A 24,395-nucleotide genomic window follows, 5' to 3' on the forward strand; every position below is an offset into this window, starting at 1 on the left:
GTTTGGAGATGAGTGCGGTGTTGAAGACGATTGGTATCATCGGCGCGGGCCAGATGGGTTGCGGCATCGCACAGGTTTCGGCAGATGCGGGCTATAAGGTCCAGCTCTACGATCTCTCCGACGAACGCGTCCAGCATGGTCTCGCCACCATCAACGGCAACCTCGCCCGCCATGTGACGAGCGGCAAGATGACGGACGACGAGCGCTCCGCCACCCTCGCCCTGATTTCCGGCTCCTCCGACATCAACGATCTCGCCGCTTCGGATCTCGTGATCGAAGCTGCGACCGAAGACGAAAGCGTCAAGCGAAAGATTTACGCCCAGGTCTGTCCAGTCTTGAAGCCGGAAGCGATCCTCGCCACCAACACGTCCTCGTTGTCGATCACCCGGCTCGCTTCCGCCACCGACCGCCCCGAGCACTTCATGGGCATCCATTTCATGAACCCGGTGCCGGTGATGAAGCTGGTAGAGCTGGTGCGCGGCATCGCCACGGAAGAGGGCACCTTCGCCACCGCCAAGGAATTCGTCGCCTCGCTGGAAAAAACGGTGACGGTCGCCGAGGATTTCCCGGCCTTCATCGTCAACCGCATCCTGTTGCCGATGATCAATGAAGCGATCTACACGCTCTACGAGGGTGTCGGCACCGTCGATGCGATCGACACCGCGATGAAGCTTGGCGCCAACCATCCGATGGGGCCGCTGCAGCTGGCCGATTTCATCGGTCTCGACACCTGCCTGTCGATCATGCAGGTGTTGCACGACGGCTTGGCCGACTCCAAGTACCGCCCCTGCCCGCTGCTCGTGAAATATGTCGAGGCCGGCTGGCTCGGCCGCAAGTCCGGCCGCGGCTTCTACGACTATCGCGGCGAAACGCCGGTCCCGACCCGCTAAAGCGCGGGACGCTCTCTCGGAATCGCTTTCAGATTGGCTTGTCGCGCTTTCGTTTTTGCCTTTAGGCATGCCTCCATCCCGAACCTGTCGCCGTTTTCGGGAGACCCACCCAAACCGATCAGACACAAGTTCACCTCCGCACAGCGCCATTCGCCTGCAGCATCAAAGTGCAGTCCAGAGAGCCCACGCGAATGCGGAACCTCTCAAAGCTATTCCAATGTGCCTCCGCATTTGCGTGGCCTTCGGCGTTCTTCGGGTCTTCCGGTCCCTTCAGGTGATCGCCTCGTCTGGCTGCGTCAGGGCATTTCGTCCGAACTTGCATGGCTGAACCAAACCGGATGCTGGAACATCCGGGGGAGACTTGTGACGGCAGCGGTCTTTGACACCGCCGCCCGGGCGTTCACCCCCTGCGTTCGGCTGCACGTTACAGCTTCCGGCAAGGCGCCGGCCCCCGCCTGCCCGCGAGGGTCTCGCTCCGGCGACGGAAGCGGGAGGATTGTAGGCATGAGCCGGCGAGCGGGGAAAATCGCGATCGGCCGTGGAAACCAGATCCATGCTGTGAAGCCACGCCAGTGGCCTCAACGGATTTCCGTGCCTTCTGCCCCTGTTTGAACCTGCCGGCGACAATGGCGGCTTCCAGCGGCTCCTCGGCTTCCATACAGCACGGCGGGCGTCTGGTCGTGCTCGTCGGTCGGGGAGCTCTGCCTTGGTCCAGCCTTTGCCGGCGCGGCCTCGCCCAGATCGTCCTCCAGCTGCTCGGCCTTCTCCTTTCCAAGCCGAAACGGGGATCTGGTAGCCCGGCCGCAGCCCGCGCACCAGTCCGCGCTTTTCCTCCTTCGCCCGTTGGCCGAGCGGGAAAATCGAGACAGGATTTTTCCAATGATAGCCCCGCCTAAAAGTCCCAGTCCTCATCTTCGGTCGAGACAGCCTTGCCGATGACATAGGAGGATCCTGATCCGGAGAAGAAGTCGTGGTTCTCGTCGGCGTTTGGCGACAGCGCCGACAGGATCGCCGGATTGACCTTGCAGGCTTCCGGCGGGAAGAGCGCCTCGTAGCCGAGGTTCATCAGCGCCTTGTTGGCGTTGTAGTGCAGAAACTTCTTGACGTCCTCGGTGAGCCCGACGCCATCGTAGAGCGCCTCGGTATATTTCGTCTCGTTGTCGTAGAGTTCGAGCAGCAGGTCGAACGCAAAATCCTTGATCTGCTGCTGACGCGCCTCGGACAGCCGCTCCACACCGCGCTGGAACTTGTAGCCGATATAGTAGCCGTGGACCGCCTCGTCGCGGATGATGAGGCGGATCATATCAGCCGTGTTGGTGAGCTTGGCGCGGCTCGACCAGTACATCGGCAGATAGAAGCCGGAATAGAACAGGAAGCTTTCGAGAAAGACGCTGGCAACCTTCTTCTTCAGTGGGTCGTTGGAGGCGTATTCCTCCATGATCAGCGCTGACTTCCTCTGCAGGAACTCGTTCTCGTCCGACCAGCGATAGGCGTCGTCGACATCAGGCGTCAGGCAAAGCGTCGAGAAGATCGACGAGTACGAGCGTGCGTGGACTGCCTCCATGAAGGAGATGTTGGAGAGTACCGCTTCCTCATGCGGCGTTGCGGCATCGGCCATCAACGTCACCGAGCCGACGCAGTTCTGGATCGTGTCGAGAAGCGTCAGGCCGGTGAAAATCCGGATGGTGAGCTGCTGCTCGTCGGGCTTCAACGTTGCCCAGGACGGAATGTCGTTCGACAACGGCACCTTTTCCGGCAGCCAGAAGTTTCCGGTCAGGCGGTTCCAGACGTCGAGGTCCTTGTCGTCCTCGACACGGTTCCAGTTGATGGCGCGCACGCGACTTGCGGGCTTGATTTGGATGTTCATTGGATCGTCCTCGCAAAGTCAAAGTGTGCAGGAAACGCAGCCCTGCACCTCGGTGCCGGACAACGCCATCTGGCGCAGGCGGATGTAGTAGATGGTCTTGATGCCCTTCTTCCAGGCGTAGATTTGCGCCCGGTTGATGTCGCGGGTGGTTGCCGTGTCACGGAAGAACAGCGTCAGGGACAGCCCTTGATCGACATGCTGGGTCGCCGCCGCATAGGTGTCGATGATCTTCTCTGGCCCAATCTCATAGGCATCCTGATAATATTCGAGATTGTCATTGCTCATGAAGGCCGCCGGATAGTAGACGCGCCCGATCTTGCCCTCTTTGCGAATTTCGATCTTCGAGACGATCGGATGAATCGAGGACGTCGAGTGGTTGATGTAGGAGATCGAACCGGTCGGCGGAACAGCCTGCAGGTTCTGGTTATAGAGGCCCGAGGTCATTACCGCCTGCTTCAGCACCAGCCAGTCTTCCTGTGCCGGAATATCGATGCCCGCCGTCTCGAAGAGTTCCTTGACCCGCTCGGTTGCCGGGACCCAGGCCTGCTCCGTGTATTTGTCGAAGTATTCGCCGGTTGCATACTTCGAGTTCTCGAAGCCCTTGAAGCTCGTGCCGCGCTCCACCGCCAGCCGGTTCGACGCACGGACGGCATGGTAGGTCACCGTGTAGAAATACATATTCGTGAAATCGACGCCTTCGTCCGAACCGTAATAGATGCGCTCGCGGGCGAGATAGCCGTGCAGGTTCATCTGGCCGAGGCCGATCGCATGGCTCTCGTCATTGCCCTTTTCGACCGACGGCACCGAGGCGATATGGCTTAGGTCGGAAACGGCGGTCAGCGCGCGGATCGAAGTCTCGATCGTCTTGCCGAAGTCGGTGGAATCCATCGCCGCAGCGATATTGAGCGAGCCGAGGTTGCAGGAGATGTCCTTGCCGATATGCTTGTAGGAGAGATCATTGTTGAACTCGCTCGCCTCGCTCACCTGCAGGATTTCCGAGCAAAGGTTGCTCATCGTGATGCGGCCGGCGACCGGATTGGCGCGGTTCACCGTGTCTTCGAACATGATGTAGGGATAGCCGCTTTCGAACTGGATTTCGGCGATCACCTGGAAGAAGTCGCGCGCCTTGATCTTTTTCTTACGGATGCGGCTGTCGGCCACCATCTCGCGGTACCTTTCCGTCACCGAAATCTCGGTGAAAGCCACGCCATGGACCCGCTCCACATCGTAGGGCGAGAACAGGTACATGTCCTCGTTGTTCTTTGCGAGCTCGAAGGTAATGTCGGGAATGACGACACCGAGCGACAGCGTCTTGATCCGGACCTTCTCATCTGCATTTTCGCGTTTGGTGTCGAGGAAGCGCATAATGTCGGGATGGTGCGCATTGAGATAGACTGCCCCTGCCCCTTGGCGTGCGCCGAGTTGGTTGGCGTAAGAGAACGAATCTTCCAAAAGCTTCATGACAGGAATGACGCCGGAAGACTGAGCCTCGATCTGCTTGATCGGAGCACCTGCTTCCCGCAGGTTGGTCAGAGAGAGTGCAACACCCCCGCCGCGCTTCGACAACTGAAGCGCCGAATTGATGCCTCGCGCGATCGACTCCATATTGTCCTCGACGCGCAGGAGAAAGCAGGAGACGAGTTCGCCGCGTTGCTTCTTCCCGGCATTGAGGAAGGTCGGCGTCGCGGGCTGAAACCGCCCGGCGATGATCTCATCGACCATATGACGGGCGAGGTTTTCGTTGCCGCGGGCCAGCGTCAGGGCAACCATGCAAATGCGGTCCTCGTAGCGCTCCAAATAGCGCTTTCCGTCGAAGGTCTTCAGCGTATAGCTGGTGTAATACTTGAATGCCCCGAGGAAGGTTGGGAAGCGGAACTTTTTCCCATAGCCATGGTCGAAGAGATCGCGCACGAAGTTGAACGAATATTGGTCGAGAACTTCCTGCTCGTAATAGCCCTCGGTCACCAGGTAATCGAGCTTTTCCCTGAGGTTATGGAAGAAGACGGTGTTCTGGTTCACATGCTGCAGGAAATACTGCTTGGCCGCCAGCCGATCCTTGTCGAGCTGGATTTTGCCGTCCTCGTCATAGAGGTTCAGCATGGCATTGAGGGCGTGGTAGTCGAGCGCGGCTTCTGATGCCTTCAAGGGTCGATCGAGCGTTAGCGTGTCCAAAATCGTTCCAATCCGTGTCTGACGTTGTCGACATCCGCCGCCGTGCCCAGCAGCTCGAACCTGTAGAGGTATGGCACCTGGCACTTGGCGGAGATGATGTCGCCGGCGATCCCGAAGGTCGCTCCGAAGTTGCTGTTGCCCGCGGCGATGACCCCGCGGATGTTCGAACGGTTTTCCGCGTCGTTGAGGAAGCGGATCACCTTTTTGGGCACGGCCCCCTTGCCGCCTTCGCCGCAATAGGTGGGGACGATCAGGACGAAAGGACTGCTAACCGCAAGGTTAGCGTCGCCGCCGATCGGGATGCGTTGGGCCGGCAGACCCAGCTTTGTTACGAAGCGATGGGTGTTTTCCGACCGACTGGAAAAATAGACGATCTCGCCCATCGTCCTTGCCTCACACCAGCGCGCTGATCATATCGGGGCGGAACCCGGCCCAATGCTGCTCACCTGCGACGACCACGGGCACCTGGCGATAGCCGAGGCCCTGCACCAGTTCGTAGGCCGCAGTATCGGTGGAAACGTCGATCACGGTATAATCAATGCCCTGGCGGTCGAGTGCGCGGGTGGTCGCGGTGCACTGGACGCAGGCGGGCTTGCTGTAAACGGTAATGCTCATCAATATATCCTCGTGTATCAGGAAGGCATAAGGGATCGTTCGGACATCCGCCGATGTCCGTGCGACAAATGAAGACAGCTGTTGCCGATTGCCGGGCGCGCTAAATGCCCGTCACTCGCGCAGATGCAAATCGAAACTCAAGGACCTAAGACTTCACCCCGAAGTGGCTCATGCGGGGCATTGGCGGAAGCGAAGACGCGACATCATGCGCAATCCAACGCTCGCCGTCCGGACACCCCGCCCGTGGACGTTGCTGATCGAGGCAGGTCTCCTGGCTTGCAGGTCATAGCGCTCATTCTCGCCTTCCCAAAATCAAAGACTTCAGTGGCTTTGTCGAACGAATGCTCGCCGCTTACAGTTGCGGGGGCAGCTCCGGCATTGCTCGGCCCGTCATGGACGTCGCGCACCGTATTCCCGTCTTAGCTTCCGATCCTTGCGAATCTGAAGAACCTCGAACACTACATATAGTATATGAGGTTAATTTCCCGTCAATGGCTATGTTCACACCAGCCGGTGAAAGTCTGGGAAATCGCAATGCCTCTCCGCAGGCGTGTCGGACGGATCGACCTGGATCGAAAATTGGAGCTAAGCAGAGTATTCGATCTGCATCGCGTCGCTGATCAGCGCCTTGGCGTCCTCGCTGTCCCAGGCCGCGGGGCCGTTCATGGCGGAGACAGACAGCCCATGTCATCGATCAGCAGCGTGACGGGCAGGCCGACTCCACGTATCGAGGCCGGCTGGCCCGGCCGCAAGTCCGGCCGTGGCTTCTACGACTATCGCGGCGAAACGCCGGTCCCGACCCGCTGAGACGCCAAATGATCTCGCGGATCCACGAGATGTCGGGTTCCATTCCTGCTATTTGAGGTTAGCCTCTCACACCAGATCGATAAGCTGATGAAGTGACCTGGCAAAAACCATCAACGCCTATACGCCACGGGCGTCGCGCTTTGCCTGTGAAACAGCGCCAGCCTTCCGCATTCTACCTCGCTCCATAGGACGGATGAGATTTTTGCGCTTTGAACTTTCGATCGAGTGCATGCCTGCATGAGCCTGGCGTGCGTTAAATGACTCGTCTTTCTCGCTTTTCGCTTCACTCTTTCGCGCCAACACGGCTCGCATGTTCTCGACCATCTGAACTTTAGCGAGCATTCTACGCCGACGAGCCTGTTCGGCATTTACACTACGCACGCCCATTGCCAGAACTTCGAGTTTGGCTCTCGTGCCGGTATCCTTGCGCGCTGGCGTCGCCCCTTTGGGTTGGGCCTTGCCTCGAATTTCCCTGCGCTGTCTATTCGCCTCGCTTTGCGCACGATCGCGCCTTTCACGTATTCGCTTGGCGAGGTCCGAGAGATCAGCATCCGGCAGGCCCTGCATTGCCGGATGGTGGGTTTTTTGAACGAGTTGCCATTCGTCCGCCGTTAGCAAACGTTCTGCCTGCTTGCGCGAAATTGCCATCTACGCCTCCTACGCTGTCGCACCAGTAAACTGACTTGCGTTCGATAGGGCTCGCCTGCCGCCTGAGCGAAGCGAGCTAAAGCTTCAAAAGCTTGGGAGACGCCGTCTCCTTCCGTCGCAGGTTCGACTTATGCGCGCTAAGCACGTGACGTCGTCTCGTTCACAATCTAGCGCCGCACGGCAAGGTCCGCAATGGGCCTTCAATATCGGTGGTCGTGTGGCGTCTTTCGAGGGAGTATTCTAAGTTGTCGACACTCACGACCCCACCGCACCCTTGATCAGCGCCTTGGCATCTTCGCTATCCCAGGCCGCCGGCCCGTTCATGGCAGAGATCAGGCAGCCCTTGTCGTCGATCAGCAGCGTGACGGGCAGGCCGAACGCCAGGCCCTTCTTCTTCAGGCTGTTGAACACCTCGATCGTGTTGTCGCGATAGAGCTTGAGCGCATCGACGCCGATCTCGCTCAGGAAAGCTTTCGGTTTCTCGTCGTCGCCGGTATCGATGTTGACGGGAACGACCTGGAACCTGTCGCTGCCCAACTCCTTCTCCAGCGCGTTCAGGGCCGGCATTTCCTCGCGGCAGGGTACGCACCATGTCGCCCAGAGATTGAAGAGCACGGTCTTGCCGGTGAAGTTGTCGAGCGTCATCGGTTTGCCGTCGGCGCCCTTGAAGGCGATGGTGGTGAGCTTGCGGTGCTCGTCGGCGGCAACCATTGCTGCGACCTGGCCCTTCAGGAGCGGCGAAATCCTGGCGGCGACGTCCTTCGCCGCCGCGCATTCGCCCGATGCCGTTTGCGCGCCGCCATTGCCAGACCCGGCTTCCCTGATGTAAACCGCTGCCGCACCGGCAATAATGCCCGCGATGGCCGCGATCCCGATCAGCTTGAGGGATGGCAGGCGCAGGGGCGTTCTTGTCGTCATTTCGTTCTCCGAGACACGCGTTCTTCAAGGCAGGCATCTTCATGGCCGACAGCACGGACACCAAATCCTCCAACCAGATGTGGGGCGGACGTTTCGCTTCCGGCCCAGATGCGATCATGGAGGAGATAAATGCCTCGATCGGTTTCGACAAGAAGCTGTTTGCACAGGACATCCGCGGCTCGATCGCGCACGCCACCATGCTCGCCCACCAGGGTATCATTCAGTCCGATGATAAGGACAAGATCGTCAACGGGCTAAACACGATCCTGTCAGAGATCGAAAGCGGCAATTTCGAATTCTCCCGCCAGCTCGAAGACATTCACATGAATGTCGAGGCACGGCTCGCGACGCTGATCGGCCCAGCCGCCGGCCGCCTGCACACCGCCCGCTCGCGCAACGACCAGGTCGCGCTCGACTTCCGCCTCTGGGTGAAGGAAGAGCTTGTGAAGACCGAGCAACTGCTGACCAACCTGATCGCCGCCTTCCTCGACCGCGCCGAAGAGCATGCCGAAACCGTCATGCCAGGCTTCACGCATTTGCAGACGGCGCAGCCCGTCACCTTCGGCCATCACTGCATGGCCTATGTCGAAATGTTCGGCCGCGACCGCTCGCGCGTACGCCATGCCATCGAGCATCTCGACGAAAGCCCGATCGGCGCGGCGGCGCTGGCCGGTACTGGCTATCCGATCGACCGCCACATGACCGCCAAGGCGCTCGGCTTCCGCGAACCGACCCGCAACTCGATCGACACCGTCTCCGACCGCGATTTCGCCATCGAATTCCTGGCGCTGGCCGCCATCTGCAGCATGCACCTGTCGCGTCTGGCCGAAGAGATCGTCATCTGGTCGACCCCGCAATTCGGCTTCGTGCGCCTGTCGGATGCCTTCTCCACCGGCTCGTCGATCATGCCGCAGAAGAAAAACCCCGACGCCGCCGAACTGGTGCGCGCCAAGACCGGCCGGATCAACGGCTCGCTGATCGCGCTTCTGACCATCATGAAGGGCCTGCCGCTCGCCTATTCCAAGGACATGCAGGAAGACAAGGAGCAGGTCTTCGACGCCGCCGAGAGCCTGGAGCTGGCCATCGCTGCCATGACCGGCATGGTCCGCGACCTGACGATCAATACCGCGCGCATGAAGGCCGCAGCCGGTTCCGGTTACGCGACTGCCACCGACCTTGCCGACTGGCTGGTGCGCGAGGCCGGCCTGCCGTTCCGCGACGCCCACCATGTGACCGGCCGCGCCGTGGCGCTTGCCGAGAGTAAAGGTTGTGATCTCGCCGAACTGTCGCTTGCCGATCTGCAGGCGATCAATCAGGCCATTACCGACAAGGTCTACGACGTTCTGACGGTCGAGGCATCGGTTGCAAGCCGCAAGAGCTTTGGAGGCACGGCACCTGAGGAAGTGCGCAAGCAGATCGCCTACTGGCGCGCCCGCAACTGACCTCAACAATCAGGGTGCACAAGGTGGATAAACTTCGCTATGAAGGTGTCCACCAGTGCCGCTCCAAGAGGAATTCCATGCAGAAGAGCTTGCCGCAGATCGTCCGCCTGACGGTTGTTTTCGCCGTGATCGGCCTTGCCGTCGCCGGGTGCGGTCGTAAAGGCGATCTCGATCCGCCGAGCGCGAACGCAACGAAGACCGGCGACTCGTCGAAACCGACGCCGCAGCCAGGCACCGCGGATAGACCCTTCATCATCGATCCGCTTCTCTAAGAGGCAACTGACGTGAACCATTTCCAGTATCGCGACGGCGTCCTCTACGCCGAAAACGTTCCCGTTCCCGAGATTGCCAAGGCCGTCGGCACACCTTTCTACTGCTATTCCACGGCGACGCTCGAGCGCCACTATCGGGTGTTCGCCGAAGCATTCAGCGATGTCGACGCCATGGTCTGCTACGCCATGAAGGCGAATTCCAATCAGGCCGTGCTGAAGACGCTCGGCAATCTCGGCGCCGGCATCGACGTCGTCTCCGAAGGCGAGCTGCGCCGCGCGCTCGCCGCCGGCATCCCGGCATCGCGCATCATGTTTTCCGGCGTCGGCAAGACACCGCGCGAAATGGATTTTGCGCTCGAGGCCGGCATCTACTGCTTCAATGTCGAGTCCGAGCCGGAACTCGAGATCCTTAATCAGCGCGCCATTAAATCGGGGAAAAGGGCACCTGTCTCCTTCCGCATCAATCCCGATGTCGACGCCAGGACACATGCTAAGATCTCGACCGGCAAGAAGGAAAACAAGTTCGGCATCTCCTGGGAGCGCGCCCGCGCCGTCTATGCCCGCGCTGCGACCCTGCCCGGCATCGAAGTGACCGGAATCGACATGCATATCGGCAGCCAGATCACCGAACTGCAGCCGTTCGAGGACGCCTTCAAGCTACTGCGCGAGTTGGTGAGCATGCTGCGCGCCGACGGCCACGACATCCATCACGTCGATGTCGGCGGTGGCCTCGGTATCCCCTACCGGGATGACAACAACCCGCCGCCGCATCCGGAAGCCTATGCCGAAATCGTCAAGAGCCAGCTGCGCGAACTGAACTGCAAGATCGTCACCGAGCCCGGCCGCCTGATCGTCGGCAATGCTGGCATCCTGGTGACCGAAGTGATCTACGTGAAGGACGGCGGCGAAAAGACCTTCGTGATCGTCGACGGCGCAATGAACGACCTCATACGCCCGACCCTCTATGAAGCCCATCATGAGATCCGCCCCGTCGTGATCTCCGCAGCAAACGCGCCGCGCATCAAGGCCGATGTTGTCGGCCCCGTCTGCGAAACCGGCGATTTCCTGGCGCTCGACCGCGAAATGGCGATGCCGAAACCCGGCGATCTTTTCGCTATCAGCTCCGCCGGCGCCTATGGCGCGGTGCAGGCCGGCACCTACAACAGCCGCCTTCTTGTTCCCGAAGTGCTGGTCAAGGGTAGCGATTTCCACGTGATTCGTCCGCGCGGGACCTACGAAGAGCTCATTGGCCTCGATTCCGTCCCGACCTGGCTGGGGTGATCACGCTCTCGGTGATGGCATCACTTTTTGGCGAAGAGCCGTGAAAATCCGACATTGGCCGGCGCTTGCCCTCGCCTTCGCCACAAAGAATGTTATCCTTGACCGAGAGCGAATTGCCGCCGGCAATCGCCGGATGTGCACTCTGCCCTCGAACGCCAGCTCGCGGAGACCGGATTGAATAAGCGCTCCAGCAGCGAGAAACGCGGTGCATTTGCCCTGAGGCCGTCCTTGGCTCGGCTGGTTGCGGCGAAGCGCTTTCTGGCGCGCCTGGTCCTGCTGTCCGAACAGATACTGCCCCTGCTCCTGCCGATCCTGTCGGTTGTGGCGCTCTATCTGGCAGCGTCGTGGTTCGGTGTCTTCCGCTACGCGCCCGACTGGGTCCGCGTGGCGCTGCTGATCATTTTCGCGGTTGCCTCTCTCGCAACGCTTCTTCCCCTGCGCCGGCTTCATTGGCCCGACACAGCCGCCGCCGACCGGCTGCTCGAACAGCGCAACGGCCTGCAGCACCAGCCGGTGGCCGTTCAGGAAGACGAGCCCGCCACCGACACGCCCTTCACGCGCGCCCTCTGGCGCGAACACCAGACGCGTATGGCGGAGAAGATCGCGGCGCTCGACACCGGCTTCCCGCGTCCCGACATCGCCTCCCACGACAGAATGGCGCTGCGTGCCATCCCGGCCCTGCTTGTGGTGACGGGTTTTGCCTATTCACTATCGACGAACGGCGGCTCGATCACCGACGCGCTGCTGCCGCGGCCGGCACCGCAAGCCATCGATCCTGCCGTGCGCATCGATGCCTGGGTCACGCCACCCTCCTATACCGGTCGCGCACCGATCTACCTGACGGTAAACGGCACCGAGCAGGCGGCGATCCGCGTTCCCGAACTCTCGAACCTTACGGTCCGTGTCAGCGGCGGCAAGACCGCCGAGAAGGTCGTCTTCCGGCATGAGAATGGCGAGGCACAGGACATCGCGCCTCAGGAAGCGGCCAAGCAGCCCGTGCCTCCGGCGGCGACGCAGACTGAAGGAACGGCTGCACCCCCCGCTGCGTCGGCCGCTACGCATCTGATGAAGCTCGAGGAAAACGGTGAGCTCGAGGTCAACGGCCGCACGTGGAGTTTTGAGGTTATTCCTGACAAGGCGCCCGAGATCGCCTTCAATGGCGTGCCGAAGCCGACGGTCAACGGTGCGCTCGAAATCGGCTTCACCATCAAGGACGACTACGGCGTACAGGAAGCGCGTGCGGAGATCGTTCCTGTCGACACCGAGCCGACCGCAACGCCGCTCTACCCGTTGCCCGACTTTCGCCTGGATATCCCCCGCCGCAATTCGCGCGACGCCAAAGGCGTGACTAGCAAGAACCTTACCGAGCACCCACTCTCGGGTAAGCGGGTCCGCATCACCCTTGTTGCCAAGGACGCCGCTGGCCAGACCGGTCGCAGCCCGCCGCACGAGATGACGCTGCCCGCCCGCCCGTTCAACGAGCCTCTCGCCGCGGCCGTGGCCGAGGAACGGCAGGTCTTCTCGCTCGATACCCGGAAGATGCCGGAAGCGATCGCGCTGAACGAAGCACTGACGCTCCGCCCGGAAGAGACGATCCCGAGCCTGACCAATTACCTGCTGCTGCAATCCGCACTGACACGCATGAAGCTCACCAAGGGCGACGAAGCGATGAAGGACACCGCCGATTACCTCTGGGATATCGCGGTCGGCATGGAGGACGGCGATCTTTCGCAGGCCGAGCGCAACCTGCGCAACGCCCAGCAGAACCTGGCCGATGCCCTGCAGCGCAATGCACCTGATCCCGAGATCAAGAAGCTCATGGACGAGCTTCGCAAGGCGATGCAGGAATATATGAAGGAGCTTGCCCAGCGCATGCAGAATGCGCCGATGCAGCCGAACCAGAACGCCCAGAACATCATTCGCCAGCAGGATCTGGAGCGGATGATGGACCAGATCGAGAATCTCGCACGCTCGGGCAATCGGGACGCTGCCCAGCAGATGCTCTCCGAGCTGCAGCGAATGATGAACAACCTGCAGGCCGGCAGGCCGCAGCAGGGGCAGCAAGGCCAGGACAACAGCCAGATGCGCCAGCAAATGGACAAGCTCGGCCAGATCCTGCGCGACCAGCAGAAACTGATGGAAGAGACGTTCAAGCTGGACCAGCAGCTGAAGGACCGCATGCAGCGCGGCGATCCCAACATGGGCATGAACGATCCGTTGCTCGACGACATGCCGATGGACAATGACGGCATGCAGCAGGATCAGCAACAGGGTCAGCAAGGCCAGGGTCAGGACCCGAACCAGCAAGGCCAAAACCAGCAGGGCCAAAATCAGCAGGGACAGTCGCCTTCCGACCAGATGACGGCCGAGCAGCTGCGCGAGGCCCTAAAGCAGTTGCGTTCGCGCCAGGACGAACTCGGCAAGCAGCTCGGCGAGTTGCAGAAGGGTCTTGGCGACATGGGCATCAAGCCCGGTCCGGGCTTCGGTCAGGCCCAGCGCGAAATGGAAGGCGCCGGACGCGAGCTCGGCCAGGGCCACGGTGAACCTGCGATCCAAGGCCAGGGACGTGCGCTGGAGGCGCTGCGCCAAGGCGCGCGCGACATGATGAACCAGATGATGCAGGCAATGCAGGGCCAACAGGGACAGGGTCCGCAGGGTCAGGTCGGGCAAGGCAACCAGAACGGCCGCGACCCGCTTGGCCGTCCACGCCGCGCCGAAGGACCTGATTTCGGCGATCAGGTGAAGGTGCCCGACGAAATCGATGTGCAGCGCGCCCGCGAGATCCTGGACGCCATTCGCGAAAAGCTCGGCAACAACCCGCCGCAGGAGATCGAACGGCGCTACCTGGAACGGCTGCTGGACATCCAGTAACCCAACTGTGCCAATTCAGGTCACAATAGCGTGAGATTCGCTGCCTCCACGCCGCAGATACCTATGTCTACTGTGACGCGAGATCGCGCGTCGTTTGGGCACGAGTTGAGGGTATTTCCATGAGAACGGATTTGAAGCTGATCGCAGCTGTCGCTCTTGGATTCGGCATGGCTGCAAGCACAGTAAGCGCGATGGATATCGGTGGTTTCGCCACGACCAACAGCGGCGGCAGGACCATGGCTGCCGACGGCTACGAATCGAGCCGAAGCTGGCGCGGATCGAATGCCTACCGACCGGCTCCCTATAGCATGGAGACGACAGGGAGCATTTCGTCCAACGGCTCCAGAGCACGGCGACCAGTCAATTGCCCGCCGCGGCCGGTTCCTGGCACGCTGCAGACGCAGGGCGGGAACAGTGGAACGACCATAAATCCGGCTTGCCCCGACTATTGAGAAGCCGCGAGGGATGGAATCTTGTCGATCATGCCATCGCCTCCCATGCAGCGAGACGATGGCATAACCATACGCATGACATCGTAGACGCCAACCTCCAAATTTATCGCCGAGGCTAGCCCTGCCTGGCAAAAGCTTCGTAATGTCACGCTGTAAGTGAATAACGATAGCGATTCGATGGCAATTCTCTTCAAGACGGTAATCGGTGAAAACGCAGCATTTGAGCTGATCGAGAAAGCACTCTCCCGAACCGGCGAATACGATGGCTACCTCAACGTCGTAGCGGACGAAGGCGAGCGGACTCTCTCCTGGTCTCCCGGCATGCACGCCGAACAGTTCCAGGCGGAGATCACGGAGATCCTTCGTTCGACATGGGACATCTGCCGCTTCTGGGTGATCTACGAGCGGCGTGACGATCGGCAGGATGCCGAAGCCAATGCCATCCGCAATGCGGCGTTCAGGCTGACGCGCGGCTATGCCGGCGTCATCGTCGTAACCCTCAGCCTGCTCCACAAGCGCGATAGCCTGGCCGATATCGAACTGATCTTCGTGTGCTTTCAGCAGGACTTCCAGCGACGCAATTTCCGCGTACGCTACGAAGGCAAGTTCATTCCCGACGAGAGCTGAACAGCCGAGGCAGTGCCTGACGTAACTCCCGGGATTGAGGGAAGATCGAAGAGCAATAGGCCGTCGTTTGCTGGTGGCTTGACCCGAGGACCCAAACACCCCTCACCGCAGCTCAAGATACAAGTCCCGCCAACCCGGATTCGTCTTCTCGATCAGCTCGATCCTCCCACCGAGGGTCAGGCCCAGGATGAGGAGAGGGATATGGGAAGGGCGCAGGAAATGACCCCCTCAAGACCGAAAATGGAACCCGGTTTCGGGATAAAGACATGGCTTCCCAAGATAGACGAGCGAAAGCGCGACAAGCGAATCAGAAAGATCGTGACGCGCTCAGGCGGCCAACGCACGCGCGACTGCCTTGCGGATATCGGGCAACGCAAAGGGCTTCGAGACGACATCGACGATCTTTTCCGCCAGGTCGTCAGCGCGTTCGCGCTGTTCCGCATAGCCGGTCATCAGCAGTATTTTCAGCGCCGGGAAGGCAGATTTTGCCTGGTGCGCCAGTTCGATGCCGTCCATAACGGGCATGCGGATATCCGAGAGCAGCAGGTCGTAGACGCCGTCTCTGAGTTTTTCCAGTCCTTCCGCACCGTCGGCGGCTTCTTCGGTCTCATGACCGTCAAGACGCAAAGCGCGGGCTACGAAAGAACGCAGGGAGTCCTCGTCTTCCGTAATCAGAATTTTTGCCATGGTGTGCATCACTCCGTTTCATGCCCCGCAACGGAAATCACACGACTTTCCTTTGCGATCGGTAAACGGCGGCAAGGGATGGACGGGATGGTTAACAACCCGTCTTATCCCGGCACATTCAGGCGTCGCCAGTGACGACGCCGACAAATGGAAGCTCGCGGAAGGCATAGGCGACATCCATTCCGTAGCCGACGACGAAATAGTCGGGGCATTCGAAGCCGACATAGTCTGCTTCCAGCTTTTCCTTGCGCTTCACGCTCTTGTCGAGAAGCACGGCAATGGTGACGTGGCGTGCGCCGCGCTCATAGAGCAGTTCCTTGGCAAACAGCAGCGTGCGGCCGGATTCCAGAATATCGTCGATCAGAAGAACGTCGCGATCCTTCACATCGCTGTCGATATCCTTGACGATTCGAACACCTTGCGAAACCGTGCCGGTGCCGTAGCTCGACAGCGTGATGAACTCGACTTCGGGCGCCAGGCCGCTGTCGTGCAGCGCGCGGATGAGGTCGGCGGCGAAGATGAACGAGCCCTTCAACACGGCAATGACCAGCAGATCCTTCGTGGGTCCCGCTGCAATCTGCTTCGCCATGGCATGGTTGCGTTCCGCAATCTGCTCAGCGGTGAAGAGTGGCTCGATGTTTTTTCCGCGCACGACGGGCATAAGAAGGCTTGCTCCATGAATAGACGCACAAGCCGTTACCACAAACAGCGGAACGAAACACCCCTTACGGCATGAACGAAAGCCGGACTTCCGGCATTTTTCCACCCGCGTACTGGACTCTCGTTGAAAACCCGCGGCTCTGGCCACCGTAGATGACATCCGCAGGCGGGTTGATGACGATGCTTGCCGTCAGCTGCTCACCGGCAAAAAAGTCGGCGCGGATGGGGCGCACGACCTGTGTCGTACCGCTCTGATTGTCGATGATGCCATTCACGAGCAATACCCGCATTCCGTTCGCATCACGGGGCGCCATGGTGACGTGCGAGAAATGCAGCGGCGAGTCCGTTGATCCAGCCTCGCTTTGCGAGAGGCCGGAGAAACCCCCGAAGAGGCCGAACACCAGCAACGAAAGCGCAAGTACGAGCGCGGCAAAGGTCTTGACCGATGCCTGCTGCAACCAGGCTTCGCCCATCCGAATGAACGCCGATGTGCTCGACGACTGCCAAGGACGCTGGCGATTGTCATTGAAGCTGCGGGCATCAAAGCCCCGGGTACGACCGTTCGTAATCACCACGAATTCGGCATCGGCAACATCGGCCGGGCGAGTTCGGCGGGCCTCACGCTTGGTCGGTTCGGGCGGCAGAAAATCATAGGCGTGACTGGGCGCCTGGCGTCTGAACGAGGAGGAGGTCATGATGACGGCCTTTCCGGTGTCCACATGGTTTCAGGCCGGACGGAAATCCGGGATTGAAACGAATCCTGCTCAGTCGTAAATTTTAATGGTTAATGCTTCGCAAAGATCGCCATCAAAGCGGCGTCTTTCCGGTAAAATTTACTGGTTGTTAATGGTGTTGGTTAACAAGTCGTGCGGTGAACAAACAAAAGACTGATCTGCCGTTGATCCACTTCGAAAATGTCGGTTTGCGCTATGGGATGGGGCCGGAAATTCTCCGGGACCTGACGTTCGACATTCCGAAAAAATCGTTTCAGTTCCTGACGGGGCCTTCGGGCGCCGGCAAGACCACGCTGCTGCGACTGCTGTTTCTTTCGCTGCAACCGACCCGTGGACTGATCCGCATGTTCGGGCGCGACATTTCCGATATTCCGCGCCCCGAGCTGCCACTGCTGCGGCGCCGCGTCGGCATCATCTTCCAGGAATTCCGTCTGCTTGACCATTTGACCACCTACGAAAACGTGGCGCTGCCGCTGCGTGTTCGCGGCAAGGACGAAGGCTCCTACAAGACCGATGTGCTTGAGCTTCTGAAATGGGTTGGTCTTGGCGAGCGCATCAACGTCTTGCCGCCGGTTCTGTCAGGTGGCGAAAAGCAGCGCGCCGCGATCGCGCGCGCCCTGATCGACCGTCCCGAGATTCTCCTGGCCGACGAGCCGACCGCGAACGTCGATCCGCCGATGGCCCGCCGTCTGCTCAATCTCTTCCTCGAACTCAACCGTCTCGGCACGGCGGTTGTCATCGCGACCCACGATCTGGCGCTGATGGACCAAGTGGAAGCCCGCCGCATGATTCTGTCGGAAGGGCATCTCGAAATCCATGACTAAAGCTGCCCCCAAACCGCCGGCAGAGGCCGCTCCCCAAGGCCAGAAGCGGCCGGAGATGAAGGTGCGCCCGACGGCGCCGATCCTGCCTTCCGCCAATATCCAGGGCAACGCGCTGATGGTGGTCATTGCCATCATGGCCTTCCTCGCCTGCCTGACACTCGGCGGCGTCAGCATGGTCCGCTCCACGGCGGCAAGCTGGGAGAGCCAGATTTCCCGCGAGATCACCATCCAGATCAGGCCCGACGAGGGTCTGGACATGGACAAGACGCTGACACAGGCGCGAGATCTCGCGCTCACCTTTGTCGGGACAAAGGACGGCCAGATTGTCGACGAGGCCGCAACAGCCCGTCTGCTCGAGCCGTGGCTCGGCACCGGGCTCGACATCAAGGAACTGCCTGTTCCGCGGCTTGTGATCATCACCATCGATGAGAACAACCCGCCCGATTTCGAGGCAATGCGCTCGCTGCTCAAGGAAAGCATCCCGCAGGCTTCGCTCGACGACCACCGCACCTGGGTCGACCGGCTGGTTTCGATGGCCCACACCACCGTCATGATCGGCACCGGCATCCTGCTGCTGGTCTTTTCGGCGATGGTGCTGACCGTCGTTTTCGCGACCCGTGGCGCCCTGTCCGGCAATCGCCACATCGTCGAGGTGCTTCACTTCGTCGGCGCGGAAAGCTCGTTTGTCGCCACAGAGTTCCAGAAGCATTTTCTGAAGATCAGCCTCAAGGGATCAGCGGTCGGCAGCGCCCTTGCCGCGCTCTTCTTCATGACCGCCGGCTTCCTGCAGAGCCACACGCTGGCCACCCCGCAGACGGACCAGGCAACCGCTCTCTTCGGCACGTTTTCGGTCGGTGCGCTTGGCTATGCCGGCATCTTTGCCACCATGATCGTCATCGCCCTGCTGACGACCTTCACGGCCCGGCTGACGGTGATGCGAACCATTTACGAGATCGACACGCTGCGTTCCGATCCGACACGCGCCGATGGGCTCGTGAATTGAGCTTTACATGCCTTTTTTGCCTTGAAAGCGTCTGTTCGCCGCCGCAATCTGCATATATTTTTCTGATTCATGAGCATGGGCAATTTTTCGCGCACCCCGATTCGCCCTGGAACGGAGCTTGCTCGCTCCGACGGGCGACCTGTGCGCGGTCCGGTGCGTCGAATGCTGCGCTGGGGCGGCGTTGCCTTTGTGCTCATTGTCGCGCTGATTTTTGGCGGCTTCCTTCGCTTTGCCGATTCCGTTACGACCTTGAAGCCTCCGCTCGATCCGCGCGCGGATGCGATCGTCGTTCTGACAGGAGGCTACCAGCGCATCGACCAAGCCGTCGAGCTACTTCAGAAAGGTGCCGGCAAGCGCCTGCTGATTTCAGGCGTGCACCCTGCAACCACGCCGAAGCAGATCCGCAAGATGACCCAGGCTTCGCCGGAGCTTTTCTCCTGCTGCGTCGACGTCGGCTACGATGCGCTCGACACGATCGGCAACGCCCAGGAAGCATCGAACTGGATCCATCAGCGCGGCTACAAGAGCGTCCTCGTCGTCACCAATAACTATCATATGCCGCGCAGCCTGGCGGAGCTCGCTTATGTCGACTCCGAAACCCAGTTCATTCCCTATCCTGTTGTGAACACGGATCTGAAGACCAGCAACTGGTTCACCGATCCCAACGCCGTGCGGGTCATGCTCGCCGAATATGCGAAAGTGCTCTTTGCCGGCGCGCGCAATCTGACGGGTCTCGGCCGTCATGCAGGGCTGCGTTCGGCCGGCGTCTCCGGCTAAAGCCGAGGGAAACCTTTTTCTGACGGCCAATATCGTGTAGGAGGGCGCAACCGCCTTTTGCGGACATTGGCCTTGGGAAAGTTTATGATCGCCCTGCGTTCCGTTTTCTTCAACACGATCTTCTACGTCAACCTCATCGTTCGCATGATCGTGCTGTCCCCCTACTATTTTATCGCGCCGCGCAAGGACGCCTACCGCATACCGAAGAACTGGGCGCTGTCGAGCCACTGGTTGATGGAGAAGATCGTCGGCACGACCTTCGAGATCGAGGGCATGGAGAACCTGCCTGATGGTGGCTATATCCTGGCACCGAAGCATCAGTCTTTTTGGGATACCTACGCCCTGCTGCCTTGGCTGAAGGATCCTGTCTATATCCTGAAGCGCGAGCTGATGTGGATCCCGCTCTTCGGCTGGTATGCCAAGAAGCAGCGGATGATCCCGATCAACCGCGGCGCACGCGGCAAGGTCATGGTCGAGGCGTTGAGGCGCACCAAGGAAGAATTGGCAACCGGCCGGCAGCTGATCATCTACCCCGAAGGCACGCGCCGCCCGCCGGGCGCCGAGCCGCTCTACAAATACGGCATCGCTCGCATGTACCGTGACCTGCAGCTACCGGTCGTGCCGGTCGCCATGCATCCCGGCCTCTTCTGGCCGCGACGCAGCACGATGCGCTATCCCGGCCACTTCAAGGTCCGGATACTGCCGCCGATCCTGCCTGGCATGGATCCCGATGCCTTCTTTGCACATCTGATTGAGGTGACCGAGAAGGCGAGCGATGAACTACTGGTCGATACCGTCCTGCGCAATCCGAACCTGCCGCTTCCGCCGACTGCCACTCGCCGGCTCGCGGAATTGCAGAAGGTCAATGCCGCGACGGGTTGAACTCAGGCCGCCTTTCTCAGCCGTTCCACTTCACCGACCACCTGCTCCAGCCAGTGATCGCGAATGCCCATGTCCTGCAAATGCGCCAGCGTGTTGAAGACGTAGGCGTCGTTTGGTCCTGACTGGCCTTGCGCACCGTGGACAACCCGTGCCGCCGCGATCGCATCGAGCCCGCCGGCATATTGCGTATGGCTGCGATCGACGACATAGGCGATCGCCTTGCTTGCCCTGCCGTCCGCCAGCTGCAACGGCAGGCAGCGTTCGAGATAGACGTTGGTTACGAGCTCGCGCTCCCTGAGATAGTCGATCGTTTCGTCCCACTGCTCCGGCGCGATCCGGAAGGCCATGCCACGGCAGGAACCACCACGATCCAGGCCGAGCACCAAGCCCGGATCCCGCTGCGTGCCGCGATGCACCCAGGAATGCACGCAGAGCGAACGCCTATAGCCATAGACAAGAGCCTGCGAACGCTCCAAAAACTCGAAGCCCGGATTCCACATCAGTGATCCGTAGCCAAATACCCAAAATTCGTCCATATCGCACGCCAGACCGACATTCCCACTTGCGGCACACCATTGGAGAACATCATGGCAGCGTCAAGCCCATCGCGCAGCGGCAGCAAATTCTGGATGCTCGGCGGCGGTATCGTCTTGGTGATCGTGCTTTATACGGGTGCTTGGTTTTATGCCGCGTCCCAGTTGAAGAACACCGTGCTGAGGGCAATCGCACCCGGCAATACGGCAGGCGTCAGTGGCGAGTGCACAGATATCGATTTCCGCGGCTATCCATTCCGGATCGGCCTGTTCTGCTCGAAGGTCGATGTCGACGATACTGTCAACGGCGTATCGGCAAGCTTCGGCCAGTTGCGCTCCGCAGCGCAGGTCTACGCTCCCGGCCATATCGTGTGGGAGCTCGATTCACCCGCCGAGATCCGCAATGCCCATGGCCTGTCGCTCAATGCCGAATGGGCGAGCCTGCAATCCAGCCTGATCACCAAGCTGAAGGGTATCGACCGCTCGTCGATGGTCATCGACAGGCTCAAGGGGACCGCCGTCTCCTCCCAAACGGGCCAGACGATCGACTTCGACGCCGCCCATACCGAAATCCATCTCCGCCAGAACGGCGGCGATCTTGACGGCGCGATCTCCGTGACGGATTCCAATGCCGCCATCAAGGATTGGCCTGCCTTCCCCAAGCTTTCGGCGAGTGCCGACGTGACGCTTGCCGGCAAGGCCGGCATGATCGACGGCAGCGACCAGAGGGGGCTTAACGGCGCCAGTGGCGAACTGCGCAAGGTCGTGGCCGACATCGGTGACGGCAAGGTCATGACCCTGAGCGGCCCCTTCTCCTTCGACGAGGAGGGCTATCTGTCAGGAAAGTTCAAGCTGGAGATCGAGCAGCTTGGCCCCTGGCGCGACAGCATCAAGCAGACCTTCCCTGAAATCGCCAAGACGGTCGATACAGCCGCCAAGCTGCTCAAGGCGCTGGCCGGCGGCGGCGACAAGGTTTCCGTCGATCTCGTGGTGGCGCGTGGCAACGCCACGGTCGGCGGCTTCATCCCGCTCGGATCGATCCCGCCGATCTGAGGGTTAGCCGTGGCTCCCCCGCCTCATCCCTGTGCTTGTCACAGGATCCATTCACCGCACGCCCACGCGGTGAATGACTGACATTGCGCTAGCGGGAGCTTCCCGGGCCGAAAGAGTTGGGGCGCACTGGATTCTTGTGACAAGCACAGGATGGGGGCAGCCTATTTGCCAACCTCGACCATCCTGCGGATGAGAGAGGGGCGAAGCGGCTCGGTCAACTCCTATGCTCGTCACCGGAACGAGATGTCTCCAAGTCCGTCCCCTTACTTCTTTTCGAGCGGATGGGGACGGCCGAAGTCCGGCGCATCGACATCCTGACCGGCCTGGACGATGGAGCGGCGGATGGCGCGGGTACGGGTGAAAAGATCAAAGATCTTGTCGCCCTCTCCCCATCGAATGGCCCGCTGCAGATAGGCGAGGTCCTCGGAGAAGCGCGCGAGCATTTCGAGGATCGCATCCTTATTGTGCAGGCAGACGTCGCGCCACATCGTCGGATCGGAGGCGGCCAGACGCGTGAAGTCGCGGAAGCCGGAAGCGGAATACTTGATGACTTCCGATTCGGTGACCGCCTCAAGATCATCTGCCGTACCGACGATGTTGTAGGCAATGATATGCGGCAGGTGCGAGACGATGGCGAGCACCTTGTCGTGATGCTCCGGATCCATCTCGTCGACCTTGGAGCCCAACGATTCCCAGAACTGTCGCAGCGTCTTCAACGCCGTCTCGTCAGTGCCTGAAATCGGCGTGAAGATGCACCAACGGCCCTCGAAGAGCCCGGGGAAGCCGGCATCCGGACCGGATTTCTCCGTACCCGCCAGCGGGTGGCCGGGGATGAAATGAACGTGTGGCGGCATATGCGGCTGCATCTGTGCGATGACCGAAGCCTTGGTCGAACCGACATCCGTCACGATTGCACCGGGCTTCAGGCTGCCGGCGATTTCTTTCGCAACGCTCTCGGACGCCCCAACGGGCACCGACACGATGACCAGGTCGGCGTCCTTTGCGGCATCGGCCGACGACGTCGTGTAGCGGTCGCCGAGTTGCAGTTCCTCAGCTCTCTTCAGGGTGTCGGCGCTGCGCGTCGCGATGACGACCTCCTTTGCTAGGCCAAGCCGCTTGACGTCATAGGCAATGGAGGAGCCGATCAGGCCGATCCCGATCAGCGCGATGCGATCGAACTGCACGGTCATGACTTGCGTCCCACAAACTCGCCGAGCGCTTCGATGACACCACGGTTCGCCTCTTCCGGCCCGATGCTCATGCGCAGCGCATTCGGGAATCCGTAGCCCTTGACCGCACGCAGGATATAGCCGCGGCTGGTCAGGAACGCGTCGGCTTCGGGCGCCCGTTTGCCATCAACGTCGGGGAAGTGGATGAGCACGAAGTTGGTGACCGACGGCGTCACCTTCAGACCGGCCGCCTCGAGTGCGACCGTCATCTTCTCGATCCACATCTGATTGAAAGCTACCGCTTCCTGCATAAATGCCTGGTCGCGAATGGCTGCGGCACCGGCGGCGATTGCAGCCGAATTCATGTTGAACGGACCGCGGACACGATTGACCGCGTCGATGATGTCGGCGGGCGCGTACATCCAGCCAACGCGAAGAGCGGCCAGGCCATACACCTTGGAGAAGGTGCGGGTCATGACGACGTTTGGATTGGACGAAACGATCTCGATTCCGGCTTCGTAGTCGTTGCGGCGCACGTATTCCGCATAGGCCGCATCCAGAACCAGCACGACATTCTTGGGCAAGGAGGCATGCAGACGACGGATCTCGCTGACCGGAACATACGTGCCAGTCGGATTGCCCGGGTTGGCGATAAAGACCATTTTGGTCTTGGGCGTAACCGCGGCAAGGATCGCATCGACGTCAACGGTCGCGTCCTTCTCCTTGACAACGACCGGCGTGGCGCCCGCGCCCATGATCTGGATTTTGTAGACGAGGAAACCGTGCTCGGTGATGATCGCTTCATCGTCGGCGCCAAGATAGACATGGCAGAGCAGGCCGAGCAGCTCGTCCGAGCCGTTGCCGCACATGATATTATCCGGATTAAGGCCGTGAACGGCCGCGATGGACTCCCGCAGTTCGACGGCCTGACCGTCCGGGTAGCGTTCCAGATTGCCGGCAGCCTCACGGAAAGCTTCGATCGCCTTCGGACTCGCGCCGAGCGGCGTTTCGTTGGACGAGAGCTTATAGACGCGTGCAACACCCGGCGCATGTTCCTTGCCCGGCACATAGGCTGCGATATCCAGAATACCGGGACGCGGAACGGGCTTGCTCTTCTCTTCGCTCATGGGATCGACCTTGGAAAATACCGAGGAAATTCGGCTGAAAACTGCCCTGTGGCAATAGAACGGAAAGGCAGTCTTGTCGAGTAG

General features: G+C 60.5%; 25 protein-coding genes, 1 pseudogene and 1 riboswitch. Of the genes and pseudogenes, 13 read left to right on the top strand and 13 right to left on the bottom strand.

What is annotated here, in order from left to right; translation table 11 throughout:
- Nucleotides 1-8 precede the first annotated feature (8 nt).
- Entirely contained in the window at nucleotides 9-890 is an 882-nt protein-coding gene (locus ACSQ9D_RS16855; RefSeq protein ID WP_436283146.1) for a 3-hydroxybutyryl-CoA dehydrogenase, read from the top strand.
- Between the two features lie 892 nt (nucleotides 891-1,782).
- On the opposite strand, the gene nrdF is transcribed toward ACSQ9D_RS16855, so the two are convergent.
- From nrdF to ACSQ9D_RS16880, 5 genes and pseudogenes are all read right to left on the bottom strand, one after another.
- Entirely contained in the window at nucleotides 1,783-2,757 is a 975-nt protein-coding gene (nrdF, locus tag ACSQ9D_RS16860; protein ID WP_436283147.1) for a class 1b ribonucleoside-diphosphate reductase subunit beta, read from the bottom strand.
- A gap of 18 nt (nucleotides 2,758-2,775) precedes the next feature.
- Complete coding sequence (gene nrdE, locus ACSQ9D_RS16865; protein ID WP_436283148.1) at nucleotides 2,776-4,929, bottom strand: class 1b ribonucleoside-diphosphate reductase subunit alpha; 2,154 nt, start codon at nucleotides 4,927-4,929, stop codon at nucleotides 2,776-2,778.
- Entirely contained in the window at nucleotides 4,917-5,312 is a 396-nt protein-coding gene (nrdI, locus tag ACSQ9D_RS16870) for a class Ib ribonucleoside-diphosphate reductase assembly flavoprotein NrdI (RefSeq protein ID WP_436283149.1), read from the bottom strand. Before nrdI ends, nrdE begins: the two co-directional genes overlap by 13 nt.
- A gap of 10 nt (nucleotides 5,313-5,322) precedes the next feature.
- A complete protein-coding gene (nrdH, locus tag ACSQ9D_RS16875; protein WP_368516296.1) occupies nucleotides 5,323-5,544 on the bottom strand; it encodes a glutaredoxin-like protein NrdH in 222 nt (73 codons plus the stop codon).
- A 244-nt stretch (nucleotides 5,545-5,788) separates the two neighbouring features.
- A riboswitch (cobalamin riboswitch) is annotated at nucleotides 5,789-6,013 on the bottom strand.
- Between the two features lie 116 nt (nucleotides 6,014-6,129).
- Nucleotides 6,130-6,260 (bottom strand): annotated as a pseudogene (locus ACSQ9D_RS16880) (TlpA family protein disulfide reductase); the annotation flags it as partial.
- Here ACSQ9D_RS16880 and ACSQ9D_RS16885 point away from each other — a divergent pair.
- A complete protein-coding gene (locus ACSQ9D_RS16885; RefSeq protein ID WP_436283896.1) occupies nucleotides 6,229-6,351 on the top strand; it encodes a hypothetical protein in 123 nt (40 codons plus the stop codon). The pseudogene ACSQ9D_RS16880 and the gene ACSQ9D_RS16885 sit on opposite strands and share 32 nt — an antisense overlap.
- A 117-nt stretch (nucleotides 6,352-6,468) precedes the next feature.
- Here the strand turns inward: ACSQ9D_RS16885 and ACSQ9D_RS16890 are convergent, their stop codons facing one another.
- Both ACSQ9D_RS16890 and tlpA read right to left on the bottom strand, forming a co-directional pair.
- Nucleotides 6,469-6,999: a hypothetical protein gene (locus ACSQ9D_RS16890; protein ID WP_436283150.1), complete on the bottom strand. Its 531-nt coding sequence runs from the start codon at nucleotides 6,997-6,999 to the stop codon at nucleotides 6,469-6,471.
- A 255-nt stretch (nucleotides 7,000-7,254) separates the two neighbouring features.
- A complete protein-coding gene (gene tlpA, locus ACSQ9D_RS16895; RefSeq protein WP_436283151.1) occupies nucleotides 7,255-7,917 on the bottom strand; it encodes a thiol:disulfide interchange protein TlpA in 663 nt (220 codons plus the stop codon).
- A gap of 41 nt (nucleotides 7,918-7,958) precedes the next feature.
- On the opposite strand from tlpA, the gene argH reads away from it, so the two are divergent.
- From argH to ACSQ9D_RS16925, 6 genes are all read left to right on the top strand, one after another.
- Entirely contained in the window at nucleotides 7,959-9,359 is a 1,401-nt protein-coding gene (argH, locus tag ACSQ9D_RS16900; protein WP_436283152.1) for an argininosuccinate lyase, read from the top strand.
- 77 nt (nucleotides 9,360-9,436) lie between these two features.
- A complete protein-coding gene (gene lptM / locus ACSQ9D_RS16905) occupies nucleotides 9,437-9,631 on the top strand; it encodes an LPS translocon maturation chaperone LptM (protein ID WP_436283153.1) in 195 nt (64 codons plus the stop codon).
- A gap of 12 nt (nucleotides 9,632-9,643) precedes the next feature.
- Nucleotides 9,644-10,912, top strand: coding sequence for a diaminopimelate decarboxylase (gene lysA, locus ACSQ9D_RS16910; RefSeq protein ID WP_436283154.1), 1,269 nt, complete (start codon nucleotides 9,644-9,646; stop codon nucleotides 10,910-10,912).
- Nucleotides 10,913-11,086: 174 nt separating this feature from the next.
- Nucleotides 11,087-13,783 (top strand): TIGR02302 family protein, encoded by a 2,697-nt coding sequence (locus tag ACSQ9D_RS16915; protein WP_436283155.1) that lies wholly within the window; start codon nucleotides 11,087-11,089, stop codon nucleotides 13,781-13,783.
- A gap of 119 nt (nucleotides 13,784-13,902) precedes the next feature.
- Nucleotides 13,903-14,235, top strand: a complete 333-nt coding sequence (locus ACSQ9D_RS16920; protein ID WP_436283156.1) for a hypothetical protein — start codon at nucleotides 13,903-13,905, stop codon at nucleotides 14,233-14,235.
- A 177-nt stretch (nucleotides 14,236-14,412) separates the two neighbouring features.
- Nucleotides 14,413-14,862: a hypothetical protein gene (locus tag ACSQ9D_RS16925; protein ID WP_436283157.1), complete on the top strand. Its 450-nt coding sequence runs from the start codon at nucleotides 14,413-14,415 to the stop codon at nucleotides 14,860-14,862.
- 327 nt (nucleotides 14,863-15,189) lie between these two features.
- Here the strand turns inward: ACSQ9D_RS16925 and ACSQ9D_RS16930 are convergent, their stop codons facing one another.
- The 3 genes from ACSQ9D_RS16930 to ACSQ9D_RS16940 form a co-directional block, all read right to left on the bottom strand.
- Nucleotides 15,190-15,549: a response regulator gene (locus ACSQ9D_RS16930; RefSeq protein WP_007789408.1), complete on the bottom strand. Its 360-nt coding sequence runs from the start codon at nucleotides 15,547-15,549 to the stop codon at nucleotides 15,190-15,192.
- A gap of 118 nt (nucleotides 15,550-15,667) precedes the next feature.
- Nucleotides 15,668-16,210, bottom strand: coding sequence for a hypoxanthine phosphoribosyltransferase (gene hpt / locus ACSQ9D_RS16935; protein ID WP_024316197.1), 543 nt, complete (start codon nucleotides 16,208-16,210; stop codon nucleotides 15,668-15,670).
- A 64-nt stretch (nucleotides 16,211-16,274) separates the two neighbouring features.
- Nucleotides 16,275-16,904 carry a hypothetical protein gene (locus tag ACSQ9D_RS16940; protein ID WP_436283158.1) on the bottom strand — a complete coding sequence of 210 codons (630 nt, stop codon included), beginning with the start codon at nucleotides 16,902-16,904 and terminating at the stop codon, nucleotides 16,275-16,277.
- Nucleotides 16,905-17,107: 203 nt separating this feature from the next.
- Here ACSQ9D_RS16940 and ftsE point away from each other — a divergent pair, with 203 nt between their 5' ends.
- The 4 genes from ftsE (at nucleotide 17,108) to ACSQ9D_RS16960 (ending at nucleotide 20,429) form a co-directional block, all read left to right on the top strand.
- A complete protein-coding gene (ftsE, locus tag ACSQ9D_RS16945; protein ID WP_436283860.1) occupies nucleotides 17,108-17,767 on the top strand; it encodes a cell division ATP-binding protein FtsE in 660 nt (219 codons plus the stop codon).
- 55 nt (nucleotides 17,768-17,822) lie between these two features.
- Nucleotides 17,823-18,770: a cell division protein FtsX gene (locus ACSQ9D_RS16950; protein ID WP_368516298.1), complete on the top strand. Its 948-nt coding sequence runs from the start codon at nucleotides 17,823-17,825 to the stop codon at nucleotides 18,768-18,770.
- A 69-nt stretch (nucleotides 18,771-18,839) separates the two neighbouring features.
- Nucleotides 18,840-19,547 (top strand): YdcF family protein, encoded by a 708-nt coding sequence (locus ACSQ9D_RS16955; RefSeq protein WP_177309806.1) that lies wholly within the window; start codon nucleotides 18,840-18,842, stop codon nucleotides 19,545-19,547.
- An 84-nt stretch (nucleotides 19,548-19,631) separates the two neighbouring features.
- Entirely contained in the window at nucleotides 19,632-20,429 is a 798-nt protein-coding gene (locus ACSQ9D_RS16960) for a lysophospholipid acyltransferase family protein (RefSeq protein ID WP_436283159.1), read from the top strand.
- Between the two features lie 2 nt (nucleotides 20,430-20,431).
- Here the strand turns inward: ACSQ9D_RS16960 and ACSQ9D_RS16965 are convergent, their stop codons facing one another.
- Entirely contained in the window at nucleotides 20,432-20,965 is a 534-nt protein-coding gene (locus ACSQ9D_RS16965) for a gamma-glutamylcyclotransferase (protein ID WP_436283160.1), read from the bottom strand.
- A gap of 51 nt (nucleotides 20,966-21,016) precedes the next feature.
- Between ACSQ9D_RS16965 and ACSQ9D_RS16970 the strand changes: the two genes are divergently transcribed.
- Nucleotides 21,017-22,015, top strand: coding sequence for a DUF2125 domain-containing protein (locus ACSQ9D_RS16970; RefSeq protein WP_436283161.1), 999 nt, complete (start codon nucleotides 21,017-21,019; stop codon nucleotides 22,013-22,015).
- Between the two features lie 263 nt (nucleotides 22,016-22,278).
- Here the strand turns inward: ACSQ9D_RS16970 and ACSQ9D_RS16975 are convergent, their stop codons facing one another.
- A complete protein-coding gene (locus ACSQ9D_RS16975; RefSeq protein ID WP_047521569.1) occupies nucleotides 22,279-23,205 on the bottom strand; it encodes a prephenate/arogenate dehydrogenase family protein in 927 nt (308 codons plus the stop codon).
- A complete protein-coding gene (hisC, locus tag ACSQ9D_RS16980; protein ID WP_436283162.1) occupies nucleotides 23,202-24,311 on the bottom strand; it encodes a histidinol-phosphate transaminase in 1,110 nt (369 codons plus the stop codon). Before hisC ends, ACSQ9D_RS16975 begins: the two co-directional genes overlap by 4 nt.
- Between the last annotated feature and the right edge of the window lie 84 nt (nucleotides 24,312-24,395).

The organism is Rhizobium sp. LjRoot258 (assembly GCF_964254185.1).
In the GTDB taxonomy this organism is placed as follows: domain Bacteria; phylum Pseudomonadota; class Alphaproteobacteria; order Rhizobiales; family Rhizobiaceae; genus Rhizobium.